Raw genomic sequence first — 15,928 nt, 5'->3', positions numbered from 1 at the left:
AAAGCCCGTTGTCAGCGTCCGCGCACCTTCAGCGCCGAACCATTTTCGTGAGCGCGGCGATGTCGTCGGCGCAAGCCGCGTAAGCGCGCGCCTCGATCCCGCGATAGAGGCGGATGATTTCCTCGCCGACCGGCGTGAGCACGCTGCCGCCGCCGCTTTGCCCGCCATGTTCGGACACCGTCGCCGGCGATTTCAGCGAGCGGTTCAGTTCGTCCATCAGCAACCACGCACGCCGGTACGACATCTTCAGGCTGCGCGCTGCCGCCGAAATCGAACCGTGCTCGCGCACGGCTTCGAGCAGCGCGACCTTGCCCGGCCCGAGCGCGATCGTGTCGGCTTGCTGGATACGCATCCTGAACCGCACCTCAGGCTTGGGGTGTGCCGGTGTCTTCATGTTGTCCTGCCCTTTGAACGATGCGGGCAAGCATACACGATGGCCGGTGCGGCAGGCGCCGGCTCAGACCTCGAGCACGCGCGCGACGATGCCGGCCAGCCGCTTCACGTGGCGCGGGGCGGGCAGGCGGTCGGCGCCCGAGAACAGCAGCGGCGCGCCGTCGTCGATCGACAGCGGCGCGTCGCCGCATTCGAACGCGACGATCACGTGTTCGCCGACGGGCGTGTTGAACAGTTCGTGCCAAGAGAACGTGACCGCGTAGCCGTCGTGCGCATGCGCGATGAACACCATGCGCTTGAAGTCGCCCGGCGCGTCGTTGCGCAGCCCGGCCGCGTCGAGCAGATCCTTCAGCCGCGCGCCGCGATACGGCGCGACCGAGCGGATGAAGCGGTTCGTCGTGAAGCAGCGCAAGTCGAACGGCTCGGCCGTCGCGCCCGCGTGCCGGCGCAGGTCGTCGAGCGTCACCGTCATCGGCCGCTCGAATGCGCCCGTCAGCGCGATCGAGCCTGCCTCCGCCTGATGCGCCGAGGGCGCCGCCGTCCCTGCCATCTCCATCGCCCGCCTCCATGACGGCCCGTCGGTGGACAGGCCTGCGTTGTATCGGCGGATATATTACGCCGCTAAAAAGCCGGCCGACAGAAGGTGCGCCGCATGGGCGGCATAACGGCGGCCGATCATGCCCCGCACTGCGTGGCGCTACGCCAGCACGACGTGCTTGATGACCTTCTTGAGGCCCTTGTAGCTGTCGACCGATTCCGCCTTCGGGTCCGTCACCAGTGTGCCGATCCGCGCCGGCTCGCAGAAGCTGATCCGGCTGTTCGTGCCGAGCTTGCTGAAATCGGCCAGGATCGCGACCTCCGCCGCGTTGCTGACCATCGCGCGCGCCACTTCGGTTTCCATCCGGTCGTAGTTGGTCGCACCGCGCACGGCATCGACGCCCACCGGTGACAGCAGCGCGAGATCGGCGCGGTAGCGGAAGATCTCGGCAACCGTGCCGTCGCCGACGGTCGCGGCCGCACGGCTGCCGATCATCCCGCCGAGCAGGATCGTTTCGTTCCTCGCTTGCCCCGGGTCGCTCGACCGCATCTTCAGCGCGACGTCGATCGAGTTCGTGACGATCGTGAGGCCCGACAGCTTCGCCAGTTCCTCGGCCAGCAGCGTCGTGGTCGTGCCCGCATCGATGAACAGCGTCTGCGAGCCCGCGACCAGCCTGGCCGCCGCGCGGGCGATCGCCAGCTTCGCCTTCACGTGCGTCTGCGCGCGCTCGGCGATCGGCGCTTCGTCACCCACCTGCACCGCGCCGCCATGTACGCGCTTCAGTTCACCGAGCGCCTCGAGATCGACGAGATCGCGCCGCACGGTTTCCCGCGACACGTTCAGGTCGGCCATGATCCGGTCGGTCGACACGCGCTGCATCTTCGATAACAGAAGCCGGATCCTCTGGTATCGCTCTTCTTGCCACATGGAATGTCCTCGGAATGAACGCCAATGTTATTCGAACGGCGGACTACGCTGCGCTCTCCTCCATCTTTTTGATGCCGACGAGGGTCTGCAGGGATTGACGGACTGCCTGGAACTCGCGGCTCGTCATCTTTGAAAACACCACGTGGATGCGGTCGTCGTCCGGCTCGGCGTCGTCCTGCTCGATGATGAACTGGACGATGCGCGCCGGGTCGAGGCCGGGCATCGCCTGCAGCGACGTCAGCTTCACCGCGCCGCGGCTCGCGAGGATGCGCACGCCCCAGCGCTGCCGCGCGGCGAAGAAGCGCTTCTCGATCGGCTTCAGGCCGGCCAGGATCGCGAGCACGATCGCCGTCGCGGCGATCGCGGCGACATACATGCCGCCGCCCACCGCGAGCCCGACCGCCGCCACGACCCACAGGCTCGCCGCGGTCGTCAGGCCGCGGATGATCTCGCCGCGCAGCATGATCGACCCGGCACCGAGGAAGCCGATGCCCGACACCACCTGCGCGGCGACGCGCGACGGGTCCAGCGACACGTTCTTCGCGTCCTGGATATCCGCGAAACCGAACGCCGACACGACCATCACGAGCGCGGCGCCCACCGCCACCAGCATGTGCGTGCGCAATCCGGCGGCCCACGACAGGCGCTCGCGCTCGATGCCGACGATGCTGCCGAGCAATGCCGCCAGCAACAGGCGGGACACGATTTCCAGCTGACTGATCATGTGAAGTCTCCTTGCTTTGCCTGGCCTACCTGATGAAGCACGGCCCGCCTGGGCCGCCGCCCGACTCTTCCTGCCCTCGCCCGCCCGTGGCCAACCTCGGCAACCGGCGAGTTGTATTTTTGTGCGTTCTTGCGATTTTGTGGTTTCTAATATACGGTACGCAAAACTACAAAGCCAGACCCAGGTTCGCTTGTTTCATCCGATCGGCACGATCAATCGTCAGACCATTCAGGCTGCACGATTCGGAACACTTGCTTAGGAGACCCACATGATGAAGAAGGCATGGATGCTGGCCGCCACACTGCTGGCGGCGCTGGCGACGGCCCCCGGTCACGCGTCGGAAGGCGACGTCTGCAGGAAGGTGACGCTCGGCGATGTCGGCTGGAGCGACATCGCGGCCACTACCGGTGTCGCGATGATGCTGCTCGACGGGCTCGGCTACGACGCGACCAAGACGATCGCGTCGCCGCCGATCGTGCTGGCCGGCGTGAAGAAGGCGCAGATCGACGCGTTCCTCGGCTACTGGGATCCGAGCATGACGCCCACGGTGAAGCCGTTCGTCGATGCCGGCGCCGTCCACCAGCTGCCGCAGCCGAACCTGATCGGCGCGCGCTACACGCTGGCCGTGCCGCAATACGCATCGGACAAGGGCCTCAAGAGTTTTGCCGATATCGCGAAGTTCCGCGACCAGCTCGACGGCAAGATCTACGGGATCGGCGCCGGCAACAACGGCAACGCGCTGGTGCAGCGGATGATCGACAAGAACGAGTTCGGGCTCGGTGGCTTCAAGCTGGTCGAATCCAGCGAGGCCGGAATGCTCGTGCAAGTGACGCGCGCGGTGCAGGAGCACCGGATGATCGTGTTCCTCGCGTGGGAGCCGCATCCGATGAACATCAACTACAAGATCGCCTATCTCGACGGCGGCGACAGCGTATTCGGCCCGAACTACGGCTCCGCGAAGGTCTATACGCTCGTCACGCCCGGCTATCTCGAACGCTGCCCGAACGTCGGCCGGCTGCTGACCAACCTGACATTCACGACCGACGAAGAGAACCAGCTGATGGTGCCGATCATGAAACACGCCGATCCGGTCGCCGTGGCGAAGGAATGGGTGAAGAGGAACCCCGGCGTGCTGTCGAAGTGGCTCGACGGTGTCACGACCATCGACGGCAGGAACGCGAAGGACGCGATCGAGAAGCGCATCGGCGCGTAAGCACGCAACCCAAGGAACCACCCATGTACAAGCATCTCGCGCTGTTCGACCTCGACCACACGCTGCTGCCGCTCGACAGCGACCAGGCCTGGAGCCGCTTCATCACGCGGGTCGGCTGGCGGGAAGACGACGCGCACGTGGCGCTGATCGACGAGCATTACGGTCACTATGCGGCGGGCACGCTCGACATGGACGCGTATCTCGCCGTGACGCTCGCACCGCTCACCCGCTATCCTCGCAAGGTGCTCGAACGCTGGCATGCGCGGTTCATGGACGAAGTGATCCGCCCGGCGATCACGCCGCAGGCGCGCGAGCTGGTCGACCGCCATCGCGAGAACGGCGATCTCTGCTGCATCGTGACGGCGACCAACGTCTTCGTCACGCGGCCGATCGCGGCGGAATTCGGCATAGAGCACCTGCTCGGCATCGAGCTCGATACCGACGACGGCACGCCGGGCGGCGCGTTCACCGGGCGCAGCACGGGCGTGCCCAGCTTCCGCGAAGGCAAGATCGTGCGCACCACCGCATGGCTGGCATCACTTGGCTACGCGCCGTCCGATTTCGAGCGCACCTACTTCTACAGCGATTCGATCAACGACGTGCCGCTGCTGGACTACGTCACGCATCCGGTCGCCACCAATCCCGACTCGAAGCTGTTGCACGTGGCAGGCACGCGCGGGTGGCCTGTCATGAAGTTGTTCTGATTCGGGCGATATCCTCTGCTGTCCATTTTTCATGTCTGGAGGGGTAATGAAATACGGAGCACGCAGCAACAGTCTCGATCATTCAGGAATCCGACTCGAATCGGATCGAAAGCCTGTCGTCAAGTCGCATCGGTCGGAAAGCCGCTTTCCGCACTGGCGCGGCGTTTTCATGATCGCACTCCTGTGCACGCTGGCCGCTTGCGGTGACGGCGACTCGGGCACGCCAGCCAGCATGGCGGCCGCGCGCGCGGCCGCACCGGGCTCGGCGTCCACGCCCGTCCTGCACTGCGCGAGCGCGTGCCACTGACCGACGCCGGCCCCCGGGCCAGCCATCCAAGACAGAGAGCGATCATGCAAAACAAACCCACAACCCGACGTCAATTCATTGCCGATGCGCTGAAGCTCGCCGGCGCCACCGCGATCACGGGCATGCTGCCCGAAAGCATCGCGCGCGCGCAGGCCATTCCCGCGGCCACCGTCACCGGCACGATCCAGGACGTGAAGCACGTCGTGATCCTGATGCAGGAAAACCGCTCGTTCGACCACTACCTCGGCACGCTGGGCGGTGCACGCGGCTTCGGCGATCCGCGGCCGGTCGTGATTTCGAGCGGGTATCCGGTGTGGCGACAGCCCTGGATGCTGTCTTACGTGTTCCCGTTCAACCCGTCCCCGCCCTTCGGCACGGCGAACGGCGACACCTACTACGGCGACCTCGACCACAGCTGGAGCGGCACGCACAGCGCCTGGAACAACGGCCGCTACGACAACTGGGCCGGTGCAAAGACCAGCGGCACGATGTACTACTTCACGCAGAACGACATTCCGTTCTACTACGCGCTGGCGAGCGCGTTCACGGTGTGCGACGCTTACCACTGCTCGATGCTCGGCCCGACGGACCCGAACCGCCTGTATCTGTGGACCGGGTGCTGCGGCAACGTCACCGGCTATTCGCCGTACACGACCAACACGATGACGGGCACCGGCTGGACCACGATGCCGGAGCGCCTGAACACGGCGGGCGTGACGTGGAAGTTCTACCAGGACAAGGGCAACGGCCTGGATGCCGGCCATGGCTACGGCGAATACAACGGCTCGAAAAGCGATCTCTGGTGGAACGGCAATTACGGCGACAACGTCATCCTGAACTTCAAGCAGTACCAGAACCTCGGCGCCGGCGATCCGCTCGCGCCGGCGCTCAACGGCACGCAGATCGACCCGTCAGGCGGCGGCAAGGAATACGACACGAACCTCTTCAGCCAGCTGCGGGCCGACGTCGCCAACGGCACGCTGCCGCAGGTGTCGTGGATCGCCGCCCCCTACGCGTACTGCGAACATCCGTCGTGGGCCGCGAGCGGCGGCGAATGGTACGTGAGCAACGTCCTCAATGCGCTGACGTCGAATCCGGCGGTATGGGCCAGCACGGTGCTGCTCGTCATGTACGACGAGAACGACGGACTGTTCGATCACATGCCGCCGGCCGTCCCGGCCAGCGCCGCTGCCGGCACCGGGCAGTCGACGGTCTCGACGGCCGCCGAATTCGTCGCGAGCAGCGGCGCCGCATCGGACGGGTCGGCCAGCGGCGACGTGCCGATCGGGCTCGGCCCGCGCGTGCCGATGTTCGTGATCTCGCCGTGGTCGAAGGGCGGCAAAGTCAACTCGCAGGTGTTCGATCACACGTCGGTGATCCGCTTTCTGGAAGCGCGCTTCGGGCTGCAGGAAACCAACATCACGCCGTGGCGACGCACGGTGTGCGGCGACCTGACGTCGGCCTTCGATTTCTCGAACGCCGACCAGGCGGTTCCCGCGATCCAGCCGCCCGCGAGCAACATGAACCCGAACGGCCCGGCCGTCCCGATCCCCTACCCGACCACCACCGCGGTGCCGGCGCAGGCCACCGGCCGCAGCACGGCCTGCCGCCTGCCCTACGAGTTCTTCGTGCAAGGCAAGGTCAACCGCGCCGGCCGCGCGCTCGCGCTGACGATGACCAACACCGGCACCGCGGGCGTGCACCTGCAGGCATGGGTCGACGGCACGAGCACGATCCCCCGCCACTACACGATCGCGGCCGGCGCGAGCCCGTGCACGAACCTGTCGGATTCGCTCGCGCTGAACAGCGGCGGCGGCTACGACTATTCGGTCTACGGCCCGAACGGCTTCCTGCAGACGTTCCGCGGCAGCATCGGCTCGTCCGGCAACACGGGATCGACCGCCGAAATCAGCCTGTGCTACGACGTGGCGAACGGCAACGTGCAGATCACGCTCGACAATTCGGCGGGGACCAGCGCGACGACGTTCCAGCTCACCGACAACGCCTACGGGATGAACACGCGGCAGTCGTACACCGTCGCCGCCGGCGCGACGCAGGCCGTCACGTGGTACGGCGACGGCGGCTGGTATGACGCCAGCATCCGCGACGCGAACGATCCGAACTTCCTGCGCCGGGTGGCCGGCTGCGTGCAGACGCAATCCGGCACGCTGCTCACGGATTCGGCGATCGGCAATACCAGCAAGAAGTTCGTCGCGGCGCTCGCGGCGCAGGGCTCGACGTACGGCACGCTGCGGTTCGACTACGTCGCGCCGCCGTGGAGCCACAGCCCGAAGAACTGGGTGGGCATCTTCGCGCATGGTGCGCAGCCGACCAAGGGCAGCTACAAGTCGTGGGCGTACCTGCCGAAGAACTGCGGCTCGCTGCTGTTCTCGTCCACGGCCAACAGTTCGCTGGCGTCGGGGCAGTACGATGCGTGGTTCCTGTTCGACGACGGCTACACGCCGCTCGCGGGCCCCGTCACGATCAACATCTGACGGTACGGTCAGCCGGTGTCGGCCGCCCGCACGGGGCCGACACGCATTCGGGCGCGACGTACCCCGTCGCGCCCGAATGCTTTTCCGGCCACGCGGCACGCGCTAGACGAGCCGAGCGTCGTGGAACGCGCCGAACGGCCGTGCCGGATATCAGAACTTGTGACGCAGGCCGATCCGCGTGACGAACTGCGTGTTCGCGCCCGCGTTGCCGATGAACGATCCCGACGAGCCGATCTCGGCCTGCACCGGCACCACGCGGCCGTTGATCGTGTTGCTGCCCGACGCCTTCTGGTAGGCCGCGCTCACGTACACGTCCGTGCGCTTCGACAGCGCATAGTCGAGCGCGGCGTTGACCTGGTGCCACTTGCCGTCGAAGCGGCCGTCGAGCTTCGAGAACGTATAGCCGAGACCGCCGCTCAGGGCCGGCGTGAACGCATAGCGGCCGCCGATTTCGTAGTTGTTCAGCTTCGACGTCTCGCCCGACAGCGGCACGAACTTCGTGTGCGTCCAGTTCGCCCACACGAGGGCCGCCGCGATCGCATAGCGCGCGCCGACGCCGACCGTCTCGAGGTCGCGCAACCCTTGCGTGTTGAGGTTCGCGATGCTCACGCCGAACGCGGGCTGCGCGCCGTTCGGGAAACGGATGTTCGTGTACGCGGCGCCGATGCCGAACGGCCCTTGCGCGTAGTTCGCGCCGAAGCTGTACGCGCTCGACGAACCCTGCGAACCGTTCGCGCCGGTCGTGGTCGGCGTGCCCGCGAACTGCGTCGAGTTCGAGAAGCCGTACATCGCACCGAACGTGAGGCCCGCGAAGTTCGCGCTCTGGAACTTCACCGCGTTGTTGATGCGGCTCGACGTCAGCTGGTCGAGATCGTTGATGTGATATGCGTAGTTGCCGGCGGGCGTCTGGCTGCCCATCGAATAGTTCGCGCCGATGTAGTCGGTCGAGAACGAGTACTGGCGGCCGAACGTCAGCGAGCCGATGCCGTTCTTCGACAGGCCGACGAATGCCTGCCGGCCGAAGATCGCACCGCCCTGGCCGATCGAGCCGTCGCCGCTGCTGAAGCCGTTCTCCAGCACGAACAGCGCCTTCAACCCGCCGCCGAGATCCTCGGTGCCGCGGATGCCCCAGCGGCTGCCCGACGCGACGCCGTCCCCGTACTTGACGAGCTTGTCGTGCCCGCCCGTCGTCGCGACCTTGTTCGAATACGTGATACCCGCATCGATCAACCCGTAGAGCGTGACGCTGCTTTGCGCGTGCGCGGCGGTGCCGAACATCCCGAGTGCGGCCGCGGCCACGATGGTCTTTTTCATGCTCACTTCCTTTTTGTTGTTGACGCGCGCGCCTGCGTCGCAGCGTGGCGCGCGGCGTGTTGACGAAGAACCGGCTGATGAACGAGCGCAAGCCACCGGATCGCCGCACGCAGCACTACCTCATGCGCGTGCACGATGTTTCGTTTCGATGCCAGTGTGGGCTTGCGGAAGCGGCATGCCGTGGGGCGGCCGCTCGTGTTGCAGCGTCGACAAGCGCGCGCACCGGTTGCGCATGCCGCGACGACGCGTTGCTCCGGCGATGCAGGTCAGAATCTCTTCCGGCTTTCGTGGAGCGGGTGGTCGACGTGGCGCCTGACGACGCCACGACCTTCGATATATTTCGCGAAATATATCGAGTTGTCACGCAACCGTAAACAGTTATTCGGGTTCCTGTCGTCTTTCATCCACATGCGATCGACGGCCATGCGGATCGAAGACACGACACGCGACGGCCGTCATCGCCGCGATGCGAGTACAGGGCCACCGCCGAAATCCAGCATAATCGGGCGAGTGAACGAGCGCCTCGGCGAGCGCGCGAACCTCGCACACGTTTGCGCGTCCGTCAGGTTCGGCGCTCGACCTCATTCCGTCGCCTCGAACGCAGCCGGTCTGTGCCGGTCTCGCGCGCGGCGAATTGTGCAGGTGCATGAAAGCGAAGCCAGAACACACTCCATGCGGCGCATATCATGGCGCCGACAATCGCATCACGGACACCACCACGCATCCCGCAGAAGACAGGACACCGACACATGGACCGAGCCGAGCACATCAGCATCGAACAGACCAGCGGGCTGCCCGCCGACGAGCTGGACCGATGCGACTTCTCGTTCGACATCGCCTGGGAATTGAACGCGCCGTATCAGGACTTGCTGGATCTTCGCGCGCTGCCGACGCGGCGCAAGAATTACGGCTTCGATCCGGCTGGCTGGGCGGACGAGGCGTCCGGCAAGACGGCGCTCTTTCGCGCGACGGCCGGCGGCCGGCTCGCCGGGTTCGTGGCCATCGGCCAGAGCTGGAACGGGATGGCGGAGATCGCGGAGCTGGCCGTCGACCGCCCGTGCCGGCGGCAAGGCATCGGGCAGTTGCTGCTGGCAACCGCCGAATCGTGGGCGCGCGGCCACGGGTTCGGCTTCATGCGGCTGGAAACGCAGTCGAACAACGTCGCCGCGTGCAGCACGTATGCCCGCTCGGGCTTCGTGCTGGGCGGACACGATCGCCTGCTGTACGCGGACGACGAGAACGACGGCGAAGTGGCGCTGTTCTGGTACAAGGACCTGCGCGACGGGCAGACCGCGCGAATCCGCACGGTCGACCCGGAATCGGTGCGGCCAGTGCGCTGACGCACGGCCGCCCGCGTGTCATGGCCGAATCAGTGTCGCGTTACGCCCGCGTCGCGACGATGAACAGGCGCGGGAACGGCAGCAGCACGGTGCCGTCGGCGAGCGCCGGATAGCCGCCCGGGCCGGCGAGCGCATCGCGATACTGCGCGAGAAACGCCGCGCGCTCGCCGTCGTCGAGCGCCGCGAGGAACGGCCGCAGCGCACTGCCCTTGAACCACTCCACGACCGCGTCGGCACCGCCGCGCAGCGGGTGGTAGTAAGTCGTGCGCCATACGTCCACCCGCGAGCACAGCGGCGACAGCAGCGCGTGGTAGTCACGCGCATCGAACCGCTCGGTACGTGCCGCACCCTTCAGCTTGTCCGCCCACGGCCCGGCCGCGGCGACCTCGCGCATCAGCCGGTGCGCGGGTTCGTCGAGGTTGTCGGGCATCTGCACCGCAAGATGGCCGCCGGGCGCGAGCCGGCCGACAAGTGCAGGAAACAGCGTGTCGTGCGCGGGCACCCATTGCAGCACCGCATTCGCGAGAATCAGGTCGTAGCCGCCCGGATCGTCCCAGGTGGAGATATCCACGACATCGAAACGCAGGTCCGGCAGGCGCGCGCGCGCGGCGTCGATCATGTCCGCCGATGCATCGATCCCGTGGACGGTTGCGTCCGGCGCACGCGCGATCAGCGCCTCGGTCGAATTGCCGGGCCCGCAGCCGATGTCGATCGCGGTATGGATCGGCGTGTTCGGCACGGCGGCCAGCAGGTCGCGGATCGGCCGCGTGCGTTCGTCCTCGAATTGCACGTACTGGGCCGCGTATCGATCGAGTGGGGTCGTCATGTCGTTTCTCCTGGTCGGCGTGGTCGGCGTGGACGGCGTTGCATTCAATGCGAACGGGATGCCGGTGGCCGTCGATGCACCGCATTCTGCGATCGTCACCGAGTTCAGTAAAATGAATTTAATTTCGTGATTGATTCAAATCTCTAATGAAAATCGATACGCTCGGTGTCCAGGCCTTCGTCGCCATCGCCGACGGCGGCAGCTTCCGGCAGGCGGCCGACACGCTGCACGTCACGCAGACAGCCATCACGCAGCGGCTGCGCAAGCTCGAAACCTTCCTCGGCGTCGCGCTCGTCGAGCGCACCACGCGCCACACCACGCTCACCGAAATCGGCCGGCGTTTCCTGCCGCAAGCGCGCCGGTTGCTGAACGAACTGTCCGATGCGCTCACCGAAATCCGCGAAACCGGCCTGAGCCAGCGCGGCGACGTCACCATCGCGTGCGTGCCGACGGTCGGCGTGCAATACCTGCCCCGCATCCTGCGCGCGTTCTCCGCGCACCGGCCGCACGATCGCGTGAAGATCCTCGATCATGCGTCGGCGTCGGTGCTGCAGGCCGTGTTGCATCGCGAGGCCGAGTTCGGCATCGGCATCGCCGGCGACCAGCATCCGGAGCTGGTCAACGTGCCGCTGACGAGCGACCCCTATGTGCTGGTGTGCCGCGACGATCATCCGCTCGCGAAGCGGCGGCGCATTCGCTGGGCCGCGCTGCAGCCGCATCCGCTGATCTTCGCCGGTGAAGTGAGCGGCAATCGCGGGCTGCTCGACGGCGCGCTGAAGACGAGCGGCGTGTCGCTGCATTCGTTCTACGAAGTGCAGCGCAGCTCGACGGCGCTCGGGCTCGTCGCGGAAGGGCTCGGCGCGGCCGTGGTGCCGAAGCTCGCGATCCAGAAGAACGCGTATCCGATGATCCGCACGATCGAGCTCGTCGAGCCGGCGGTATCGCGCACGCTCGTGCTCGTCACGCGCAAGCGCGCGCAATTGTCGCCGGCCGCGCGTGCGTTGTACGACATGATCGTCGAACAGGCGACACCCTGACGACTGTGTCAGGGGTGCGTCACGAAGCAGCGCCTTCGGGGTAGTATCGCCACACGCGGTCGCAACGGCCGGTGCCTATCCGGCGCCGCGCGCGTCATGCCACCGCTGCAACGGCCGTTCCTCACCCCCCCTGCACGGAGCACCGCATGGCCTATCGCAACTACCACAAGCGCAAGATTGCAGACCGGGAACTTCATCCCGAAACCCAGATGATGTCGTACGGCTATGATCCGTTCCTGTCGGAAGGATCGGTGAAGCCGCCCGTGTTCCTCACGTCCACGTTCGCGTTCCGCACGGCCGAGGACGGCGCCGAATTCTTCGACGTCGTGGCCGGGCGCAAGCCTTCACCGGAAGGCGAAGGCGCGGGCCTCGTCTACAGCCGTTTCAATCACCCGAACCTGGAGATCGTCGAGGATCGCCTCGCGCTGCTCGACGATTCCGAAGCGGCCGTCGTGACGTCGAGCGGCATGTCGGCCATCGCCGCGATCCTGCTGACCTTCCTGCGGCCGGGCGACTGCGTCGTCCAGTCCGTGCCGCTTTACGGCGGCACCGAAACGCTGATCTCGAAGTTCCTGCCCGAGTGGGGCATTCGCTCGGAAGTGATCGCCGACGGGCTGTCCGCCCACGCGATCCGCGCCGCGCTCGAAGCGGCCGCGCAAAAGGGCCACGTGCGGATGTGCTACATCGAGACGCCCGCGAACCCGACCAACGCGCTGTTCGACCTCGAAGGGCTGCGCAGCGAGATCGACGCGTTCGAGGCGCGCCACGGCTATCGCCCGCTGTCGGTCTGCGACAACACGTTGCTCGGCCCGCTGTACCAGAAGCCGTCGCGGCAGGGCATCGACCTGAGCGTGTACTCGCTGACGAAGTACATCGGCGGGCATAGCGACCTCGTCGCCGGCGGCGTCACGGGCGCTCGCGCGCTGATCACGAAGATCCGCTCGGTCCGCAGCACGCTCGGCTCGCAGCTCGACCCGCATTCGTCGTGGATGATCACGCGCTCGATGGAAACGCTCGTGCTGCGCATGCAGCAGGCGGCCCGCAGCGGCAGCGCCGTCGCCCGCTGGCTCGCCGACAATCCGCATCGGCCGGTGCGCGTGCTGCACCCCGAGCTCATCGACGATCCGGCCTACCAGGCCGTCTATCAACGCCAGTGCACCGGGCCGGGCTCGACGTTCGCGTTCATCCTCGACGGCGGCCGCGAGCAGGCGTTCCGGTTCATCAACCACCTGACGCTCTTCAAATCGGCGGTCAGTCTCGGCGGCACGGAGTCGCTGATCTGCCATCCGGCGTCGACCACGCATTCGGGCGTGCCGGCCGGCGCACGTGCGGCGGCGGGGGTGTCGGAAGGGTTGATTCGCGTGTCGGTCGGGCTCGAGCATCCGGACGACCTGATCGCCGACCTGTCGTACGCGCTGGAGCATTGCTGACGCGGGGAAGGTGCGCCCCGTGGCGGTTCGCACGGGGCGGCTCCCGCGGGCCCGGGGCCGGCATTCAGTGACGCCGCCTCGCCCGGATACCGGCGCTCGCGCGGCGCCACCTTACTTGCCGCGCGACACGAGCCTGCTGAACCGCCTCAAAGCACCTTCACCATGAACACGCGCGACGTCCCTTCCGGCTCGCACGGCACTTCGCCGAACGCTTCGTAGCCCTGCTTCCGGTAGAAATCCGGTGCCTGGAACGAGATCGTGTAGAGCACGGCACGCGCGCATCCCCGTCGTTTCGCCTCCGCCTCGGCCTCGCGCAGCAGCCGGCTGCCGAAGCCGCCGCCGCGCAGCGATTCGGGCAGGTAGAACAGATCGATGAAGAAGAGGCCGAGCGACGTGCGCCCCGTGAGGCCGCCGATGATCTCGCCGGTCGCGGGATCGGTGACGTACACGTCGAGCGTGGCCGCATCGGCGCGCCCCGTCATCGCGTGATTGAATTCGCCGAGCTTGCGGCTGATGAAGTCGTGTGCGGCCGGCTGTTCGGTGTCGGTGAGCCGGATGGAAACGTCGGGTTGCGTTGTCATGGGGCAGGTTCGGTCGAAGAGAGACACCGCCGGGCATGCAACGCCCCGCGCGGGAATCGTACGACTATAGCGCGGCGGCGGGCATGCCGTGCTGGCTCACCCGTCACCCGTCGTCACGCATCACGTGGCCGGCCGCGTTCATGCCCTTGCCCCACCCCTGCCCTCACGCCACCGCGAACGCCGCCTTCATGTCGGCGATGCGGCGCCGCTCACGCGCGATCATCATCCGGTTCACGACGATCACGCCGATCGTCACCGCCGTGATGAACAGCGTCGCCAGCGCGTTCATCTCCGGGTTCAGCCCCAGCCGCACGCGCGAGAACACCACCAGCGGCAGCGTCGTCGAGCCCGGCCCGGACAGGAACGCCGACAGCACCAGGTCGTCGATCGACAGCGTGAACGACAGCAGCCACCCCGACAGCAGCGCCTGCGAGATCAGCGGCAGCGTCACCACGAAGAACACCTTCAGCGGCGTCGCGCCCAAATCGAGCGCCGCTTCTTCCAGCGACTTGTTCATCTCCTTCACGCGCGACTGCACGATGATCGCCACGTACGACACGCACAGCATCACGTGGCCGATCCAGATCGTCACCATCCCGCGCCCCTTCGGCCAGCCGAACATCTGCTCCAGCGCAACGAACAGCAACAGCAGCGAGATGCCCTGGATCACTTCCGGAATCACCAGCGGCGCGTTGATCATCCCCGTGTACAGCGTGAAGCCCTTGAAGCGGCCGAAGCGCGCGAGCACGAAGCCCGCCCACGTGCCGATCACGACCGATGCGGTGGCCGTCAGCAGGCCGATCTTCAGCGACAGCCACGCGGCGCTCAGCAGCTCGTCGTCGTCCAGCAGCGCCGCGTACCACTTCAGCGAGAAGCCCGACCACACCGTCACCAGCTTCGACTCGTTGAACGAGTACACGACCAGGCTGATGATCGGGATGTACAGGAACAGGAAGCCGAAGGCGAGGACGCCCGTCGACAGCGGTTTGCTCGGCTTGATCATTTCGCGTCCTCCAGTTCCTTGACCTGGTAGTACTGGAACAGCGCCATCGGCACCAGCAACAGCAGCACCATCGCGACCGTCACCGCGGACGCCATCGGCCAGTCCATGTTGTTGAAGAATTCATCCCACATCACGCGGCCGATCATCAGCGTGTCGGCGCCGCCGAGCAGCTCCGGAATCACGTACTCGCCGACTGCCGGGATGAACACCAGCAGGCTGCCGGCGATGATCCCGTTCTTCGACAGCGGCAGCGTGATCCGCGTGAACGCGACCCACGGTTTCGCGCCGAGGTCGTACGCGGCTTCGAGCAGCGTGAGGTCCATCTTCACGAGGTGCGCGTACAGCGGCATCACCATGAACGGCAGGTACGAATAGACCATCCCGATGTAGACGCCCGCATCGCTGTGATAGAGGCGCAGCGGCGTATGGATGATGCCGAGCGCGATCAGCGTGTGGTTCAAGAGGCCGTCGTCCTTCAGGATGCCGATCCATGCGTACACGCGGATCAGGAACGACGTCCAGAACGGCAGCATCACGGCCATCATCAGCACGTTGCGGCGGTTCGGTTCGGAGCGCGCGATGTAGTACGCCATCGGATAGCCGATCAGCAAACACAGCACCGTCGACACGGCGGCCGTCTTCAGCGAGCTGAGGTAGGTCGCGATGTACAGGTCGTCCTGCAGCAGGAACGCGTAGTGCGACAGCTGCAGCGCGAAGTGCACGACGCCGTCCTTGATCTCGACGAGCGACGTGTACGGCGGAATGCCCATCACCTGGTCGGCGAAGCTGATCTTCAGCACCAGCACGAACGGCAGCGCGAAGAACACGGCCAGCCACACGAACGGCACGCCGATCGCGACGCTGCGGCCCGACGGCAGGAAGCGCGACAGCGCGGCAAAGCGGCCCGGGCGGGCGCGGCCAGCACCGGTGCTCGCGGCGCCGGTCGGCACCGGCGCGGACGGATTGGAGGCGGAGGTTCTCATCGTGGCGTCCTCACTGCGTCAGCACGACGCCGCTGGCCGGCGACCACGACACGAACACGTCGTCGTTCCACGCCGGTGCGTTGTCGTTCATCAGGTGCGAGCTCGACAGGTTC

17 protein-coding genes are annotated in these 15,928 nt (G+C 66.5%); 8 read left to right on the top strand and 9 right to left on the bottom strand.

Going from position 1 to position 15,928, the window contains the following annotated elements:
* Positions 1–28: 28 nt before the first annotated feature.
* The 4 genes from QZM35_RS00085 to QZM35_RS00070 form a co-directional block, all read right to left on the bottom strand.
* A complete protein-coding gene (locus tag QZM35_RS00085; protein ID WP_034188511.1) occupies positions 29–352 on the bottom strand; it encodes a winged helix-turn-helix domain-containing protein in 324 nt (107 codons plus the stop codon).
* A 105-nt stretch (positions 353–457) separates the two neighbouring features.
* Positions 458–949, bottom strand: coding sequence for a molybdopterin-dependent oxidoreductase (locus QZM35_RS00080; protein ID WP_301775135.1), 492 nt, complete (start codon positions 947–949; stop codon positions 458–460).
* 141 nt (positions 950–1,090) lie between these two features.
* Entirely contained in the window at positions 1,091–1,858 is a 768-nt protein-coding gene (locus QZM35_RS00075; RefSeq protein WP_174975143.1) for a DeoR/GlpR family DNA-binding transcription regulator, read from the bottom strand.
* Between the two features lie 43 nt (positions 1,859–1,901).
* A complete protein-coding gene (locus QZM35_RS00070; protein WP_089428450.1) occupies positions 1,902–2,582 on the bottom strand; it encodes an MgtC/SapB family protein in 681 nt (226 codons plus the stop codon).
* Positions 2,583–2,853: 271 nt separating this feature from the next.
* Here QZM35_RS00070 and QZM35_RS00065 point away from each other — a divergent pair, with 271 nt between their 5' ends.
* The 4 genes from QZM35_RS00065 (at position 2,854) to QZM35_RS00050 (ending at position 7,301) form a co-directional block, all read left to right on the top strand.
* Entirely contained in the window at positions 2,854–3,795 is a 942-nt protein-coding gene (locus tag QZM35_RS00065) for a choline ABC transporter substrate-binding protein (protein ID WP_301775796.1), read from the top strand.
* A gap of 23 nt (positions 3,796–3,818) precedes the next feature.
* Positions 3,819–4,499 (top strand): HAD family phosphatase, encoded by a 681-nt coding sequence (locus tag QZM35_RS00060; protein WP_089428452.1) that lies wholly within the window; start codon positions 3,819–3,821, stop codon positions 4,497–4,499.
* Positions 4,500–4,668: 169 nt separating this feature from the next.
* Positions 4,669–4,806: a hypothetical protein gene (locus QZM35_RS00055; protein ID WP_241022396.1), complete on the top strand. Its 138-nt coding sequence runs from the start codon at positions 4,669–4,671 to the stop codon at positions 4,804–4,806.
* Positions 4,807–4,850: 44 nt separating this feature from the next.
* Positions 4,851–7,301 carry a phosphocholine-specific phospholipase C gene (locus QZM35_RS00050; protein WP_301775128.1) on the top strand — a complete coding sequence of 817 codons (2,451 nt, stop codon included), beginning with the start codon at positions 4,851–4,853 and terminating at the stop codon, positions 7,299–7,301.
* A 150-nt stretch (positions 7,302–7,451) separates the two neighbouring features.
* Here QZM35_RS00050 and QZM35_RS00045 read toward each other — a convergent pair whose 3' ends face one another.
* The gene (locus QZM35_RS00045) at positions 7,452–8,615 is read right to left on the bottom strand and encodes a porin (protein ID WP_089428455.1); all 1,164 of its coding nucleotides are present in this window, start codon (positions 8,613–8,615) and stop codon (positions 7,452–7,454) included.
* A gap of 749 nt (positions 8,616–9,364) precedes the next feature.
* Between QZM35_RS00045 and QZM35_RS00040 the strand changes: the two genes are divergently transcribed.
* Complete coding sequence (locus QZM35_RS00040) at positions 9,365–9,955, top strand: GNAT family N-acetyltransferase (protein WP_089428456.1); 591 nt, start codon at positions 9,365–9,367, stop codon at positions 9,953–9,955.
* A 40-nt stretch (positions 9,956–9,995) separates the two neighbouring features.
* On the opposite strand, the gene tam is transcribed toward QZM35_RS00040, so the two are convergent.
* Positions 9,996–10,781 carry a trans-aconitate 2-methyltransferase gene (gene tam / locus QZM35_RS00035; protein WP_301775124.1) on the bottom strand — a complete coding sequence of 262 codons (786 nt, stop codon included), beginning with the start codon at positions 10,779–10,781 and terminating at the stop codon, positions 9,996–9,998.
* Between tam and QZM35_RS00030 the strand changes: the two genes are divergently transcribed.
* The 3 genes from QZM35_RS00030 (at position 10,780) to QZM35_RS00020 (ending at position 13,248) form a co-directional block, all read left to right on the top strand.
* Positions 10,780–10,911 (top strand): hypothetical protein, encoded by a 132-nt coding sequence (locus QZM35_RS00030; RefSeq protein ID WP_301775122.1) that lies wholly within the window; start codon positions 10,780–10,782, stop codon positions 10,909–10,911. The two genes, tam and QZM35_RS00030, sit on opposite strands and share 2 nt — an antisense overlap.
* Before the next feature lie 16 nt (positions 10,912–10,927).
* The gene (locus QZM35_RS00025) at positions 10,928–11,818 is read left to right on the top strand and encodes a LysR family transcriptional regulator (RefSeq protein ID WP_301775119.1); all 891 of its coding nucleotides are present in this window, start codon (positions 10,928–10,930) and stop codon (positions 11,816–11,818) included.
* Positions 11,819–11,964: 146 nt separating this feature from the next.
* Entirely contained in the window at positions 11,965–13,248 is a 1,284-nt protein-coding gene (locus tag QZM35_RS00020; protein WP_089428459.1) for a cystathionine gamma-synthase family protein, read from the top strand.
* Between the two features lie 146 nt (positions 13,249–13,394).
* Here QZM35_RS00020 and QZM35_RS00015 read toward each other — a convergent pair whose 3' ends face one another.
* The 3 genes from QZM35_RS00015 to QZM35_RS00005 all read right to left on the bottom strand — a co-directional run bounded on the left by QZM35_RS00015 (position 13,395) and on the right by QZM35_RS00005 (position 15,815).
* Positions 13,395–13,829, bottom strand: a complete 435-nt coding sequence (locus QZM35_RS00015; RefSeq protein WP_089432047.1) for a GNAT family N-acetyltransferase — start codon at positions 13,827–13,829, stop codon at positions 13,395–13,397.
* 163 nt (positions 13,830–13,992) lie between these two features.
* Entirely contained in the window at positions 13,993–14,832 is an 840-nt protein-coding gene (locus tag QZM35_RS00010; RefSeq protein WP_174976311.1) for an ABC transporter permease subunit, read from the bottom strand.
* Positions 14,829–15,815 carry an ABC transporter permease subunit gene (locus QZM35_RS00005; RefSeq protein WP_301775109.1) on the bottom strand — a complete coding sequence of 329 codons (987 nt, stop codon included), beginning with the start codon at positions 15,813–15,815 and terminating at the stop codon, positions 14,829–14,831. The genes QZM35_RS00010 and QZM35_RS00005 overlap by 4 nt, the downstream gene beginning before the upstream one ends.
* Between the last annotated feature and the right edge of the window lie 113 nt (positions 15,816–15,928).

It is taken from the genome of Burkholderia sp. AU45274 (genome assembly GCF_030482505.1).
Taxonomy (GTDB): Bacteria; Pseudomonadota; Gammaproteobacteria; order Burkholderiales; family Burkholderiaceae; genus Burkholderia.
The sequence above is the reverse complement of the archived record's forward strand: the minus strand, read 5'-3'. Positions and strand labels throughout refer to the sequence as shown.

Coding starts and splice junctions, on each gene's coding strand:
- QZM35_RS00085 (WP_034188511.1), bottom strand. CDS start 352: ATGCGTATCCAGCAAGCCGACACGATCGCGCTCGGGCCGGGCAAGGTC.
- QZM35_RS00080 (WP_301775135.1), bottom strand. CDS start 949: ATGGAGATGGCAGGGACGGCGGCGCCCTCGGCGCATCAGGCGGAGGCA.
- QZM35_RS00075 (WP_174975143.1), bottom strand. CDS start 1,858: ATGTGGCAAGAAGAGCGATACCAGAGGATCCGGCTTCTGTTATCGAAG.
- QZM35_RS00070 (WP_089428450.1), bottom strand. CDS start 2,582: ATGATCAGTCAGCTGGAAATCGTGTCCCGCCTGTTGCTGGCGGCATTG.
- QZM35_RS00065 (WP_301775796.1), top strand. CDS start 2,854: ATGAAGAAGGCATGGATGCTGGCCGCCACACTGCTGGCGGCGCTGGCG.
- QZM35_RS00060 (WP_089428452.1), top strand. CDS start 3,819: ATGTACAAGCATCTCGCGCTGTTCGACCTCGACCACACGCTGCTGCCG.
- QZM35_RS00055 (WP_241022396.1), top strand. CDS start 4,669: ATGATCGCACTCCTGTGCACGCTGGCCGCTTGCGGTGACGGCGACTCG.
- QZM35_RS00050 (WP_301775128.1), top strand. CDS start 4,851: ATGCAAAACAAACCCACAACCCGACGTCAATTCATTGCCGATGCGCTG.
- QZM35_RS00045 (WP_089428455.1), bottom strand. CDS start 8,615: ATGAAAAAGACCATCGTGGCCGCGGCCGCACTCGGGATGTTCGGCACC.
- QZM35_RS00040 (WP_089428456.1), top strand. CDS start 9,365: ATGGACCGAGCCGAGCACATCAGCATCGAACAGACCAGCGGGCTGCCC.
- QZM35_RS00030 (WP_301775122.1), top strand. CDS start 10,780: ATGTCGTTTCTCCTGGTCGGCGTGGTCGGCGTGGACGGCGTTGCATTC.
- tam (WP_301775124.1), bottom strand. CDS start 10,781: ATGACGACCCCACTCGATCGATACGCGGCCCAGTACGTGCAATTCGAG.
- QZM35_RS00025 (WP_301775119.1), top strand. CDS start 10,928: ATGAAAATCGATACGCTCGGTGTCCAGGCCTTCGTCGCCATCGCCGAC.
- QZM35_RS00020 (WP_089428459.1), top strand. CDS start 11,965: ATGGCCTATCGCAACTACCACAAGCGCAAGATTGCAGACCGGGAACTT.
- QZM35_RS00015 (WP_089432047.1), bottom strand. CDS start 13,829: ATGACAACGCAACCCGACGTTTCCATCCGGCTCACCGACACCGAACAG.
- QZM35_RS00010 (WP_174976311.1), bottom strand. CDS start 14,832: ATGATCAAGCCGAGCAAACCGCTGTCGACGGGCGTCCTCGCCTTCGGC.
- QZM35_RS00005 (WP_301775109.1), bottom strand. CDS start 15,815: ATGAGAACCTCCGCCTCCAATCCGTCCGCGCCGGTGCCGACCGGCGCC.